The sequence below is a fragment of the Crenobacter luteus genome, from assembly GCF_004345725.1.
GTDB classification, from domain to species: domain Bacteria; phylum Pseudomonadota; class Gammaproteobacteria; order Burkholderiales; family Chromobacteriaceae; genus Crenobacter; species Crenobacter luteus.
In genome coordinates this window covers 13,392-26,255 of record NZ_SLXG01000021.1, presented here as the reverse complement: position 1 = coordinate 26,255, position 12,864 = coordinate 13,392, and the positions used below count along the sequence as shown (strand labels likewise).

Sequence of the window (12,864 nt, the reverse complement as noted above, 5' to 3'; positions counted from 1 at the left end):
CTCAGTCCTCTAGGCGGCGCGCGGCAACCGCCTTGAGCAGGCGCAGGATCGCGAAGGCGAAGGTGCAAACCGCCAGGATGGCCATCAGCGCCAGCAGGATGGGCCGCTCCGACAGGTAGAACCACACCCAGGTCCACAAGGGCAGCTTGCCGACCTGGTAGGTGGGGCCGACGAGCTGGCTGTCGACCTGGCCGGCGCGGATCAGCACGGCGCTGCCGTACATGCGGGCGATCCTGGCGTCGTCCCCAAGCGCGTCGAGCGCCTCGCCGAGCGCGGCCGGCTCCGAGCCGGTCACGACGACGACGCTGCGCCCCGGGCTGTACGGCGACTCGAAGCCGAGCAGCGCAGCGAGCCGGCCCTGAGCGCGGATCTCGGCCTGGCCGCGCACGGCGGTATCGGCGGGCGTATCGGGCCCGTGCCAGCCGGCAGTCTGCCGGAAGAAACGGTCGCCGTCGGCGACGCGCCGCGCCGCGCCGTCGATCACGGTCGGCAGGCGGTCGCGCCAGCCCGCCAGCAGCGGCTGCTGCGCGGCAGCGCCGATCACCAGCAGGTCGGCGTCCTTGGCCGAGCCGATCTGCGCCGGAGCGATCAGCCGGTAGCGCAGCGCCGGATAGCCGGTCGATTCGCCCATCCGGCCCAGCAGGGTCAACAGCGTTTCGACGTCCTGCGCCGACGGCGTCGCCGGCAGCACCAGCACACTGTCCGAGAGGTCGGCATACCGGGTGAACGGGTAACCGGAATTGGCGAAGAAGCCGAGGTTGGGCATCGTCGCGAAGTGCGGGTAGCCGCTGAAGTCGATCTCCGAGTCCGGATCGATCGCCGCGCGGAAGTTGTCGTTGACGGTACCGTTGCAGTTGCCCTCTTTCTGCAGCTCGAACGCGTACTGGAACTGAAGCTGGTTGCGGCTGCCGACGCGGAAGGCAGGCAGCAGCACCTCGTTGGCAGCGCCGAACAGCCCGTCCCCTAGCAGCGGCAGGCGCAGCGACGACTGCTCGCCGCCCTGCCCCGCCGGGCGCAGGCCGAAGCTCTGCACGAAGTTGCCGTTGACTCCCACCGACAGCTGCGAGCCGTCGGACTTTGCCGGCGCGGTGTAGCGGAATTTCAGTCCGATCGGGATGCCGCGGCTGCGCCAGGTGAAGAGATCGGCCGGCACACGCAGGTTGACGCGGATCGGGTCGGGTAGCTGGCCGGCGACCTCCAGCTCCTGCGGAGCGGTCACCAACTCGCCGAACTTGGTCGGCCGGTCGAGCCGCACCCAGTTGGGCGCGTCATAGGGCTGGCGCGGCGCGTCGAGGCTGACCCGTCCGATCGTCACCTTCTGGCCGGTCATCGCGGCCTGGCCGAGCACCAGCGCGTCGGCGGCCTGCTTCAGGTCCTTGTCATCGCGCCCCAGCACCAGCAGCAGCTTGCGCTCCGGCTGCGCCGGGTGGGAAACGACGGCGACCGTCGGCGCGCCGACCGGCGGATAGCTGGCGAGAAAGGCCGGACGCTCGCCGTTGGTGGCGAACACCACCGCGTGCTGGCGGTCGGGCAGGCCACCCAAGTAGGCGGGGAAGCGCGCGCCGCGCCACTGCGCCGCCGCACCGAACCACGACGACAGCACGCCGGCCGCCCGCAGGGTGCCGAACGACGGCCGCTCGCCAAACACGAAGGGCAGCGTCAGCCGGCCGAAGTCGCGACGGTCGAAGAATGGCTCAGGGAAGCGAGACAGGTCGTCGACCAGCGGCAACGACTGCGCGACGAGCGTCAGCTCGCTGGCGTTGCTGATCTGCGCCCACAGGCTGCTGTGCGCCGGATCCTCGCACTGCTGGGTGTAGTGGCCGACCAGCTGGAACTGCAGCCGGTTGAAGTCGGCCAGCAGACGCGCATCCAGCGGCAGCTCGGCCTCCTGCTGCACGCCGCCGCGCTCCTTGGGCAGCGGCAGCACCGCGACCACCTCGTCGTTGAGCAGCACCTTGACGTGCGAGAGCTCGGCCAACATCGACGGCGAATAGGTGTAGCGCAGCTTGAGCCGGGCCTGCGTGATCACCTCGTCGGCGCGACTGCCGAAGTTGACCCCGGCGACGCCGTTTCCGCCCCTGAGGCTGAGCGGCGACGACGCGCCGAGCTGGCGGAAGCTCAGCGTCCGCTCGGCGACCGGCGGCTGGGCCGAGGCCGGCGCACGCTCCGCCGCGGCGCCGGGGACGGGGGAGGCGCCGGACAACGGGGCGGCGGCCAGCGGAGCGGCCAACGCCATGGCCAGCAAGGAAAGTAGCACGGGGCGCTTCATGAATGTCCTTCTAGGGGGAAAACCGGCTGGCGGGGAAGCAGGCTGGCGACGCGGCGCGCGGCCCGGCTCCAGCGGGCGCGCCGCGGGCTCGTCGACTCGAGCCCCTGCGCGAGGAGCAGGCGGTAGCCCGTCCAGCCGAGACGGAAGATGTCGCGCAGGCCATCGACGGCGCTTCGCTCGGGCTGGCGTTCTTCGTCGCGCAGCCAGGCGTCGGCGCGCGCGAACGTGCATTGCACGAGGTCCATTTCCTGCTCGAGCGTGAGGCCGGCGAAGCGCAGGCTCAGACGCGTGCCGCGGACGAAGACGGTTCGGCACGGAAAGGCGAAGCTGCGGCCGCTGCGGCGCATCGACACGGAGAGCGGGGAGTCCGGCGCCAGCTTCAAGGGCTGCGGGAGTTCGATAGCCATGCCGCCCTCTGAGTAATCGATCGTATGGCAAGGCAGACACTTGCCGTCGGGCAGGTGCAGAGTCAGCGGCAGCCGCGCTGGGATGCGATGCGCTACCCGGACCTGGCGAGCCTCCTTGGCCACCGCCAGCGCGGCGCCGAGCAGGAACAGGTTGTAGCCGGTCCAGGCCATGTTCACCAGCACGGTGCCGACCTCATCGGCCGGCCCGGTCGCCAGGCGATAGACGCCCGCCAGCACGCCGACGACGTTCAGCAGCATCAGCACCAGGTAGGGCTTGGTGATGCCCCAGTCGAAATAGCTCTGTTCGACCAGCCCGCCCTTGGCGGTGACGTTGAACTTGCCCAGCTTCGGAAACAGCAGCGCGATCGTGGTCGGCAGCGTGATGTACCAGGCCAGCACCGTCTCGTAAATCTCGCCCCAGAACGAGCGGCGGAAGCGGCCGTGCATCCGCGAGTTGGTCAGGGTCGCAAACACCATGTGCGGCAGCACGTAGAGCAGGATCGCCAGCGCCGGCGCATAGATGGTGTAGGCATGCAGCAGCAGGAAGGCCAGCGGCGCGGTCAGGAAGACGACGCGCGGCACGCCGTACAGGAAGTGCAGCATGGCGTTGCTGTAGCAGAGCCGCTGCGCCAGCGACAGCCCGCGGCCGAACAGCGGGTTGTCGGTGCGGAAGATCTGCGTCATGCCGCGCGCCCAGCGGATGCGCTGGCCGATGTGCGCCGACAGGCTCTCGGTCGCAAGGCCGGCGGCCTGCACGACATTGAGGTAGGCCGAGTGGTAGCCGCGCCGGTGCAGTTTTAGCGAGGTGTGCGCGTCCTCGGTGACCGTCTCGACCGCGATGCCGCCGATCTCCTCCAGCGGCCCGCGGCGCAGCACCGCGCACGAGCCGCAGAAAAAGGTGGCGTTCCACAGGTCGTTGCCGTCCTGCACCCGACCGTAGAACAGCTCGCCCTCGTTCGGCACCTTGCGGAAGGTCTGCAAGTTGCGCTCGAACGGGTCGGGCGAGAAGAAATGGTGCGGTGTCTGCACCAGCGCCAGTCGCTCGTCCTTCAAAAAACCGCCCATCGCCACCTGCAGGAAAGATCGCGCCGGGATGTGGTCGCAGTCGAAGATCGCGACGTACTCGCCGTCGGTCAGCGTCAGCGCATGGTTGATATTGCCCGCCTTCGCATGGTCGTGCCGCTCGCGGGCGATGTAGCCGACGCCGGCCTCGGCGGCGAAACGCCGCACTTCTTCGCGACCGCCGTCGTCGAGGATGTAAACCCCGAGCCTGTCGCGGGGCCAGTCGATCGCGCGGGCGGCGAGCACGGTCGGCTTCAGCACGCGCAGCGGTTCGTTGTAGGTCGGGATGAACACGTCGACGCTCGGCCAACGCGAGCTGTCAGCCGGCAGTGCGACGACCCGGCGGCGCAGCATCCACGAGGCCTGGAAGAACCCGAGCAGTAGCACCAGCCACGCGTAGAGCTCGGCGCCGAGCAGGATGAGGCTCGCGATCAGGTTCGCCATCGTATCGTCGTTGATCGTCGCGCTCACCCGCCACCACATATAGCGGGTGGACACAGTGATCGAGAACACGATCAGGATCAGCGTCGGCACCGGGCCGGGCAAGCGATTCACCCAGAGCGCGACGGCGAACAGCAGCAGAACGAACAACGCCTGCGACGCGACGCCAAACGGGGTGCTGATGCACACCACCGCCAGTAGCAGCGCCAGCGCGTAGCTGGCGTAGCGCACCAAGCGGTGGTCCCACAGAGGATGCAACGCAGCGTGCTCGACCCCAGCCCGCAGACGGTCTGGCCCGAAGAGCCCGGGAAAGCGCCGCTGCACCGTCAGCGCAACCCGGCCGGCGCGGTCACGCGCCCGTTGCGCCGCTGCGCGCGACCAGTCCAGCCACGTCGAGCCAGCCTTGCTCCGGCCTTGCGGCGAGCGCACCGTCAGCAGCCACAGGCACTGCAGCGCAACGCGCACCAAGTCGGCGGGGCCGGGGCGGTCGAAATTCACGTGCGGGAAATAGCAGCGGCTCCGCCTTGCCCATGCGCGCCAGCCATCGGCGGGCGGCACGAAGAACAAGCTGAGCAGCAGCGCGACGAGGGAGCGGGCGTCGTCGGGGTGACGCACCCAGCCGCAGGCCAGCAGGCAACGGGTCAGGCGCGCGCTCATCTCCCCTCCGTCCCAGCCGCCAGTCGCACGGCCAGCCAAGCCGCCAGTTGCAGGAAGTCGTCCACCGCCTGGCTGTAGGGCGCGTAGTCGGGCAGCAGCTGCTGCATGGCCAGCGCCTCGCGCACCGCCTCATCGCGGCAGACCGGCAGCGGCGCCAAGCGCTCGGCCAAGGTTTCACGCAGCAGCAGTTCGACGTCGCGGTCGAGCTGTCGACTAGGATCGAAGCCGTTTAGCACGAAGAGTAACCTGTCCGGCCCGATCCCGTGGCGGCGCAGCTCGACCTCGAGCGGGCGCAGCAGACCGCACGAGACAGGCTCCGGTGCCAGCACGACCAGCACCCGGTCGGCGGCGGCCATCGCCTGGCTGCGCGCGGGACCTGGTACGCCCGGCGTGTCCAGCAGCAGGCGGCAGGCGGCAGGCAGCGCCAGCCGCTCCAGCTCGCCGGCCAGCCAGCGGGCATCGTAGAGCGCAGCCGGGACCTCGTCCGGCGCCGAGGCACCGTGGGGAACGAACAGGATGCCGCCCGGCGTCCGCCACGCGGCCTCGCTCCAATCGTCGCCCGCGGCGAGGCGACCGAACCAACCGTCCCGCTCGCTCCAGTCCTGGCCGAAGTGCAGACGCAGCAGATTGCGGCGACACAGGTCGAGCGCCAGCACCGGCTGCGCCTGCCTCGCCCAAACCGCCGCAAGCCCGGCTGCCACCGTCGTGCAGCCAACGCCGCCCTTGATTCCCGTTATTGCGAGTATCGACACATCGCCCCTTTCAGGCCGGCAGCGCGCCGGCTTCCTGCCGCTCGGGCTCGGACGGCGCCCCGGCGCTGATCGAGCGCAGCAATGGCCAGCGCTGGCAGGCCGCCTCGGCGGCCTCGCTCAGGCGCAGTTCGTGGAAACGAAAGTCGGGCTGATACAAATGAACGCACAAGCGCTCGATGTCTTCTTGCATGATGTTGTTCTTGTTTGGCCAAGGGCCCGCGAAGCTGGGCGGCGACAGCCTCAGGGGCGCGGACTCGTGAGCACACGCCCCGCGACAAAACGCGAATTTCCGGGATAATCTGTTGTGTGAACACCCAAGGCCGGCTCGACTGCCCGCCCACCCAGCCCCCAGAAGCAATTCGTTTAACCAAAATTAAAAAGCACTTGCAAATCGTACCAAAATTTCGTGAAATGGAATAGTACAAAAGAATATTTTTTGCCCAATGTTAAGTTAAAAAGCATAGAAACCTTCCCTTCAAAATCCCATCCTGACAACACCGCACACGCGAAGGACCCAGCGCCCTGCTTCCAGCACGGCGCTCCCGATATGCAAACTCCACAAACGCTTGGGATTGCCGGACTCGACACAACCGCTTCCGGCCTCGAGGACGGCGCCGTCTACCTGCTGGCGAGCGAATCGCCGCCGCTGGTACGCGCCCTGCTATTCGGCAACCTTCCGGCTGGCGTCGGACGCCCCTTGCTGCTCGTCAGCCGGGCAGACCCGGCGATGCTGCCCGACACGGCAGGGCTGGACGCCCGCCTCGAAGCCGGCAGCGCGGCACTGCTCGCGCCGCGTGAGTCGCGCGCCGCCCCCCCCGGCCGCCTGGTGCGGCAGTTGGCCGAGCTCGCCACCTACCGGCGCCGGCTAAAACCGGCAGACGGCCCGATGCTGCTTGCGCTCGACGATGCCGAGTCCTACCTGCCGCTGGACGACGGCATCGCGGCCCAACACCGGCTACAGCACCTGCTGCGCTGGACCGCGACGACCGGCCACACCCTGTTGCTGCTATTCGCCGCGCAACGCCTCGACCTGCTGCAACTGACGCTGCTCGAACGGCTCGGCGGCGACTGCGCCGGCTTAGCCATCGGCCAGGCCGTACGGCGGGGCCACTACACCTGGCAGATCCGGCACTGGAAAGGGTGGACCGGCGAGGCAGCCGACCTCTTCCCGCTGACGCAGGCACCAGACGGCCGGCTGCACGTCGCGGCGTCACCCTCGGCCGACGTCGCCCCGCCTCCCTCCGTCGCCCACGACCGGCTTAGGGTTCTGGCGACGCGCGCCAGCCTGCCCGACAGCCTGGCGCCGCCGCCCAACTGGCAACTGTTCGACAACCGCGCCGCCCTGCTGGACGCTGCCGCCGACGCCGTCGCGGCCACCGTGCTGTTTGACTCGGCCGACAACACCGGGCTGCCTGAGATGGTGCACAGGTTACGCCTGCGCTGCGGCAGACAACTGAAGATCCTAGTCCGGGAGATCGGCAACAGCCGGCTGCGTCACAGCGACGAGCAACTTCTGCTCAACCTGGGGGCCAACGCGGTCCTGCCCGCCGAACTGGGATTCAACAGCGTGCTCAGCCTGACCGACTCGCTGCAGCAGGCCGTCTTCCACGGACCGCTCGACGGGGAGCACAACGCCTTGTTCGCGGCAAGCCTCCCCGAAAGCGACCGCGGCTACCTGCCTCCCGCGCGCTTCGCCGCCGCGGTCAGCGCCGTCGTCGAGCGCAGTCGCACCATCGGCATCCACAACGCGTGGATCCGCCTGAAGCCCGCCCCAGGCATCCGCCCGCTCGACGCGCTGCGACTGTGCCGCTTCAAGCGTGCCGGCGACCTATGCTGCGCCGACGGGGAGCATGTCTACCTCTTCCTGTTCGCCTGCCGCAACAGCGACGTCGACACGGCTCTGCACCACTTGTTCCGGCTCCCGCTCGGGGAACTGTTCGTGGACGAGGTGCGCAGCCTTGATCCGGACAGTATCCGGCAAGCCCTCAAACGCTTCCGTCTCCAGGACGGCTTCGCCCGACTGGACGACCTGAGCGGTGCCATCCACGAACAACAAACGACGCCGCAGCCAGCGCGCCTTGCCCCACGGCGCGAAACGCCACAGCAGCTGCCCGAACGCATTTCGCTACCGCGTCGCCCCGGCTCTATCGCGGATACCTCGCCATGCTGAACCCAGAACTGAGCGCCCAGCAGTTCCTGCTGCTGTTCACCGCCGTCGCCAGCCTGATCGCTGGCTATCTGCTACACGCCCGGCTACTACCCTGGCTGCGCTCCCTGCTGAGGGCGAAGCACGGCAGGCTGCGCCACTTCGAAATCCACCCTTATCAGAACCGGGCGACGGCACGACACGACAAGTGCTCAGGCGCCCCACAACGCAAACCATGACCACGCCCTCGCTCGACCTTCCCGGCACCCCGGCGCCCCGCTCTGGCGGACTCGGCGTCTGGAGCCTCTATTTCGTCATCAAATTGCTGCTGTTCTGGCAGGGCCTGATCGCCTTCCATCCTCTGCCCAACCTCGCCTTCGCGCTGCTACTGCTCCTGCCCGTCGCGGGACGACTCCGGCGGCGGCTGCGCCACGGGCTGGCGGCGGCGGCGGCCATCGCGCTCCTTTACCACGATGCATTCCTGCCGCCTTTCATGCAGCTGCTCGAGCAGCTCAAGGTGATGCAGGGATTCAGCGCCGGCTATCTGCTCGAACTGGCCGGTCGCGTGGTCAAGCCTGGCGCGATCGCCTTCCTGATCGCGCTTGCGGCGGGCTACGCGCTAGTTTCCCGCTACCTGCGCGTGGGAACCCTGGTGATGATGGCCATGCTGTGGGTCTGCGGCTCGCAGCTGTGGTCCGCCTACCGTCCGCCACCCGCTACCGCCCCCGCAGGGCAGGCTGCTCCGGGCGAAGGCCGGGCGGTCCAGTCGCTCGACGACAAGCTCGAAGCGTTCTACAAGGACGAAGGACAACGCCGTGTGGCCTTCGGCGGGCCGCTGGCCGACCCAGGCTTCGACATCCTGCTGATCCACGTCTGCTCGCTCGCGTGGGACGACCTGCGCACGGTCGAACTCGACCACCATCCACTGCTGTCGCGCTTCGATATCCTGTTCACCCGCTTCAACACGGCTACGGCCTACAGCGGCCCGGCCGCGCTGCGTGTGCTGCGCGCCAACTGCGGTCAGCCGAGCCACAAGGGGCTTTACGAACCTGCCCCACCACAGTGCTTCCTGTTCGAAGAGCTGGCCAGGATAGGCTTCAAGACCGAACTGGCGCTCAACCACGACGGCCACTTCGACGGCTTCCTGAAATTGATCCGCCAAGAGGGGCGCCTGAACTTGCCGATGATGCCGCTCAAGGGACTGAAGGTCGCGATGACTTCATTCGACAATTCGCCGATTTACGATGACCAAGCGGTGCTCGAACGCTGGCTGGAACAGCGACAAGCCGGCGGCGCCCCGCACGTGGCCGCCTTCTACAACACCATCAGCCTGCATGACGGCAACCGCGTGGTCGGCGCGAGCCACTTGAACAGCCAGGACAGCTACCGCATGCGTGCCAAGCAGCTGTTCGACGACCTCGACCGCTTCATCGACCGGCTGGAACAAGAGCAGCGGAAAGTGATCCTCGTGATGGTGCCCGAACACGGTGCCGCCCTGCGGGGCGAAAAGCTCCAATTCTCCGGGCTACGCGAGATTCCGACCCCGGCCATCACCATGGTGCCGGCAGCGATCAAGGTCGTCGGTGCGGGTAGAGCGGTAAGCCAGGTCAGGGTCGAGCAACCGGCCAGCTATACCGCGGTGTCGGCCATCCTCGCGAAGATGGCCCGTCAGAGTCCCTTCGGCAGCGACTATCAGCCGGCAGCCTATCTGGACGGACTGCCATCCACCCCTTACGTGGCCGAAACGGCGAGTACCGTCGTGATGCAGAACGGCACGCGCTTCATGCTGCGCCAGCAGGGTGCGGACTGGATGGACTATCCGGTCGACTCAGGCAAGTACGGTCTCTAGAGCATGTTCTGAACGATGTTCATGGCATCGTTCAGGTGGGTCAGCATGAGGCAGGCAAAGGCCAGAAAGTGAAGTCCCGCCAGCGTTTCCGGCAAGCGCTCGTAATCACGCGCCAGGCGCCGAAAGCGGGCCGCCCAGCCGAAGCTACGCTCTACGACCCAGCGTCGCGGCAGCAGCACAAAGCCGCGCTTGGCTTCGGGCAGCTTGACCACCTCGAGTTCGATGCCGTGTTCACGGGCGGCAGCGGCGGGATGCGCTCCGGTATAGCCTTGGTCGATATAGACCAGGGTGACGGTTTGATCGCTCACGTCCTGGATAGCTTCGGCCAAACGGCCGACCTGATCGCGATCCTGGGCATTGGCCGGGGTGACATGCAGGGCCAGCAGATGGCCGAGCGTATCGACGGCCAGGTGGACTTTCGAACCCTTCTTGCGCTTGGCACCGTCGTACCCCGCCCGGCTGCCACTGCTGGGCGTCGATTGCAGCGTGCGGCTATCCAGGATGGCGGCAGATGGATGCGGCGGCCGCCCGTCAGCCACAGCAGCATACGCAGATCGTGCACGATGGCCTCGAAACAGCCGGCCTTGAACCAGCGCTGCATCTGCTGATGCACCCGCGACCACGGCGGCAGATCGTTGGGCAACATCCGCCACGGGCAACCAGTACGCACCACGTAGCGCAGTGCATTGAAGACTTCGCGCAGATCGTGGCGGCGCTGGCCGGCATCGAGCGGGAACAGGATCAGGTAAGGAGCGACGAAGGCCCATTCTTCATCGCTGACATCAGTCGGATACGGTTTGCGATTGGCCATGGTTGTTGAATCTTACGGCTATGGCATCGTTCAGAACATGCTCTAGATCGATGAGGCCAGCCTCGGGCAACTCCACCGATCGCGGCAAGCTCGGCAACAACGGGGGACAGTTACGACAACGCGTTGGCCGAGGCGATCAATGGCTTGTACAAGGCGGAGGCCATTCACCGGCGCGGGCCGCGGAAAATCTGGCGGTGCGGGAGCGGGCGACGCTGTCATGGGTGGCGCGTGGTTCAATCACCAGCGTGTGCTGGCGTCGATCGATTACACTCCACCGGCGGGGAGGCCGAAGCAAACTACTACCGCAGCATGAGCGAGCAGGCCGTACTGGCTTGACCCACACAAGCCTGTCTCCGCAAAACTCAGGATGATCCAAGGCGACGCGCCCGACGGCGCGTCGCCTCGTCCTCTTCCTGCTACACGGTCAGCGGCTGAACTGGCTCAAACCGAGGAAAGGCTGCAAACCGACCTTGTCGCCCTTGGCGCCAACCGCAGGCAGACACGTCATCAGGTCGATCGCCTGGCCCGTCGTGCCGTTCTGCGCCACTGCGGTCGAGCCGCCTTTGTGGCCGTCCGGCACGCACAGCGACGGGTGATCGAACGGCGCCTTGCGGTAGCGCACCCGGTCGTCCGACAGCGCCAGCAGGAAGGCGACCAGATCCTGCTTCTCGTACTCGGAGAGGCCGAGCCGCTGGATGTCCGGATCGAGATCGTCCTTGTTGGCGTTGGCGAAGTCGCCGCCGCGGTTATAGAAGTCGACGACCTGCATCAGCGTCGCCATACCCCCGTTGTGGAAGAACGGCCCGGTGAACTCGACGTTGCGCAGGGTCGGCGTCTTGAACGCGCCGTTGACGGCGGTGCGCTCGCCCGGCTGCGGCACCGGCTCCTTCTGCGGGTCGAAACCATTGCCGAGCAGGTCGAACTTGCCCTGCTGCGCCATCAGGGTTTCGGACAGCGGGTTGCCGAACGGGTCGGTTCCACCCACGCCGAGGTCTTCCTGGGTCGGCCGCACGCCGATATTGTAGAAGCCGTTGTCGTAGACAGCGACGCCCCCATTGCCCATCACCATCCGTTCGATCCGCTGATTGATCACGTTGGCGAACGACGCGTTGGTGAACTCCGGCCCGCTGTGGCAGTTGATGCAACGGCCCTTGCCCTGGAACAGCGCCATCCCGCGCAACTGCTGGTCGGTCAGCGCGGTTGTGTCGCCGTCGGCGTAACGGTCGAACGGCGAGTCGTCCGACACCAGCGTGGCTTCGTACAATTGCACCGCCAGGCCGAAGAACAACGCAAAGTTGGCTTCCATCTGCGTGGCGATCAGGTTGGGCATCAGCTTCTGCACGCCGGTGCCCTTGACCACGTCCATGCTCTTGGCGTCGAGCAGGCTCTGGCCGGAAATGCTGAGCGGCAAGGTCGACGACCAGTACTCCGAGCGGAAGGCCTTGCGGATCAGCGCCGAATACGTCGGCCTCATCAGCGCGTAACCGCCCAGCACGCTGTCGCTGGACGAAATCGTCTGGCTGTTGAGGATATTCTGCGGCAGCAGCCGTTTGCCAAGATGCACGAAGGCGCGAGCCTCGCAGCTCATCTCGAAGCCGCTCAAAGGCGGGCCATCGGCCTGCGACGCCAGCGACGACGACGGCAGCGCGAGCTTCACCTTTTTGGGCACGCCGCCCTCGACCCGCCAGACCATCGCGGCGGGGTTGCGCAGACCGAAGGGGTCGCCGCCGTTGAAGACGTTGTTGGCCCGGCCGTCCCAGAAATTGCGGAAGTTGAACACGGCGTTGATGACGGTCGGCGCGTTGCGCGGCTCGACGCGCCGGGTGTTTACGCCGTTGATGTTGAAGCCCAGGCCACCGTGGAACACGGCGTCGTTGACGTTGCCGCAACTATCGGGCATGCCGTTGGAGCTGATGATGCCGTTGAACGAGGTGCCGAACACGCCCTGCGAGGACACCACGTCGTTGGCGTCGGCGATCTTCGTATCGACGTCGTTGACGTCGGCAAACTTGGTCAACGGAAAGTCGCCGGGCGTGAGCGTGTAGTTCGGGCCGGCCAGCGCGCCACCGACCTGGAAGGTCTTGTCGCCGGCCAAGAGACCGGGGTTGATCTGGTTGGTAATGCGATTGTCCGCCCCCGCCTGGAAGTGACAGCTGGCACAGGCGGTCTTGCTGTCGCTCCCCACCCTCACGTCCCAGAACAGCGCCTTGCCCAGTTCGATCGCGGCTTGCTTATCCTGGATCAGCGCCGCCAGTTGCTGATTATTCGGCCCCGGCACGGTCACCCCTTTCAGCGAACCGATTGGACGCGGGGGTTCGTTGGGCGGCACATCCTCGGCGTACAGCTTCTGGACGAGCACCGTGACCAGCCCCGTCGCCACCCCGAGCAGCGCGACCTTGCTCCAGCCAGACTGCCCGCGCAACCCGCTTGCGAGAGGACGCCGGCGACCCGATGGCCGCCGCTCCTCGCC

The 12,864-nt window shown here is 67.2% G+C and carries 8 protein-coding genes and 2 pseudogenes; 4 read left to right on the top strand and 6 right to left on the bottom strand.

Annotation, left to right across the window (positions count from 1 at the left end; all coding sequences use genetic code 11):
• Position 1: 1 nt before the first annotated feature.
• The 4 genes from bcsB to bcsR are packed head-to-tail and all read right to left on the bottom strand — an operon-like array spanning position 2 to position 5,778.
• Positions 2-2,269: a cellulose biosynthesis cyclic di-GMP-binding regulatory protein BcsB gene (gene bcsB / locus EV683_RS11780; protein ID WP_131862900.1), complete on the bottom strand. Its 2,268-nt coding sequence runs from the start codon at positions 2,267-2,269 to the stop codon at positions 2-4.
• Positions 2,266-4,836, bottom strand: coding sequence for a UDP-forming cellulose synthase catalytic subunit (gene bcsA, locus EV683_RS11775; RefSeq protein ID WP_131862899.1), 2,571 nt, complete (start codon positions 4,834-4,836; stop codon positions 2,266-2,268). The genes bcsB and bcsA overlap by 4 nt, the downstream gene beginning before the upstream one ends.
• Positions 4,833-5,588, bottom strand: coding sequence for a cellulose biosynthesis protein BcsQ (bcsQ, locus tag EV683_RS11770; RefSeq protein ID WP_131862898.1), 756 nt, complete (start codon positions 5,586-5,588; stop codon positions 4,833-4,835). Before bcsQ ends, bcsA begins: the two co-directional genes overlap by 4 nt.
• Positions 5,589-5,598: 10 nt before the next feature.
• Positions 5,599-5,778, bottom strand: coding sequence for a BcsR/BcsP family cellulose biosynthesis protein (gene bcsR / locus EV683_RS11765; RefSeq protein ID WP_131862897.1), 180 nt, complete (start codon positions 5,776-5,778; stop codon positions 5,599-5,601).
• Positions 5,779-5,994: 216 nt separating this feature from the next.
• Between bcsR and bcsE the strand changes: the two genes are divergently transcribed.
• Genes bcsE through bcsG form a run of 3 tightly spaced genes read left to right on the top strand, consistent with a single transcriptional unit; the run spans position 5,995 to position 9,583 of the window.
• Positions 5,995-7,758, top strand: coding sequence for a cellulose biosynthesis protein BcsE (bcsE, locus tag EV683_RS11760; protein ID WP_165916828.1), 1,764 nt, complete (start codon positions 5,995-5,997; stop codon positions 7,756-7,758).
• Entirely contained in the window at positions 7,752-7,973 is a 222-nt protein-coding gene (locus EV683_RS11755; protein WP_131862895.1) for a hypothetical protein, read from the top strand. The genes bcsE and EV683_RS11755 overlap by 7 nt, the downstream gene beginning before the upstream one ends.
• On the top strand, positions 7,970-9,583 hold the full coding sequence (bcsG, locus tag EV683_RS11750) for a cellulose biosynthesis protein BcsG (RefSeq protein ID WP_131862894.1): 1,614 nt from the start codon (positions 7,970-7,972) through the stop codon (positions 9,581-9,583). Before EV683_RS11755 ends, bcsG begins: the two co-directional genes overlap by 4 nt.
• On the opposite strand, the pseudogene EV683_RS11745 reads toward bcsG, so the two are convergent.
• Positions 9,580-10,394: pseudogene (locus EV683_RS11745) on the bottom strand (IS5 family transposase). The gene bcsG and the pseudogene EV683_RS11745 sit on opposite strands and share 4 nt — an antisense overlap.
• Before the next feature lie 78 nt (positions 10,395-10,472).
• On the opposite strand from EV683_RS11745, the pseudogene EV683_RS14620 reads away from it, so the two are divergent.
• Positions 10,473-10,730 (top strand): annotated as a pseudogene (locus EV683_RS14620) (integrase core domain-containing protein); the annotation flags it as partial.
• An 88-nt stretch (positions 10,731-10,818) separates the two neighbouring features.
• Here the strand turns inward: EV683_RS14620 and EV683_RS11740 are convergent.
• Positions 10,819-12,816, bottom strand: a complete 1,998-nt coding sequence (locus EV683_RS11740) for a cytochrome-c peroxidase (RefSeq protein WP_165916827.1) — start codon at positions 12,814-12,816, stop codon at positions 10,819-10,821.
• Positions 12,817-12,864: the final 48 nt, after the last annotated feature.

Coding starts and splice junctions, on each gene's coding strand:
- bcsB (WP_131862900.1), bottom strand. CDS start 2,269: ATGAAGCGCCCCGTGCTACTTTCCTTGCTGGCCATGGCGTTGGCCGCT.
- bcsA (WP_131862899.1), bottom strand. CDS start 4,836: ATGAGCGCGCGCCTGACCCGTTGCCTGCTGGCCTGCGGCTGGGTGCGT.
- bcsR (WP_131862897.1), bottom strand. CDS start 5,778: ATGCAAGAAGACATCGAGCGCTTGTGCGTTCATTTGTATCAGCCCGAC.
- EV683_RS11755 (WP_131862895.1), top strand. CDS start 7,752: ATGCTGAACCCAGAACTGAGCGCCCAGCAGTTCCTGCTGCTGTTCACC.
- bcsG (WP_131862894.1), top strand. CDS start 7,970: ATGACCACGCCCTCGCTCGACCTTCCCGGCACCCCGGCGCCCCGCTCT.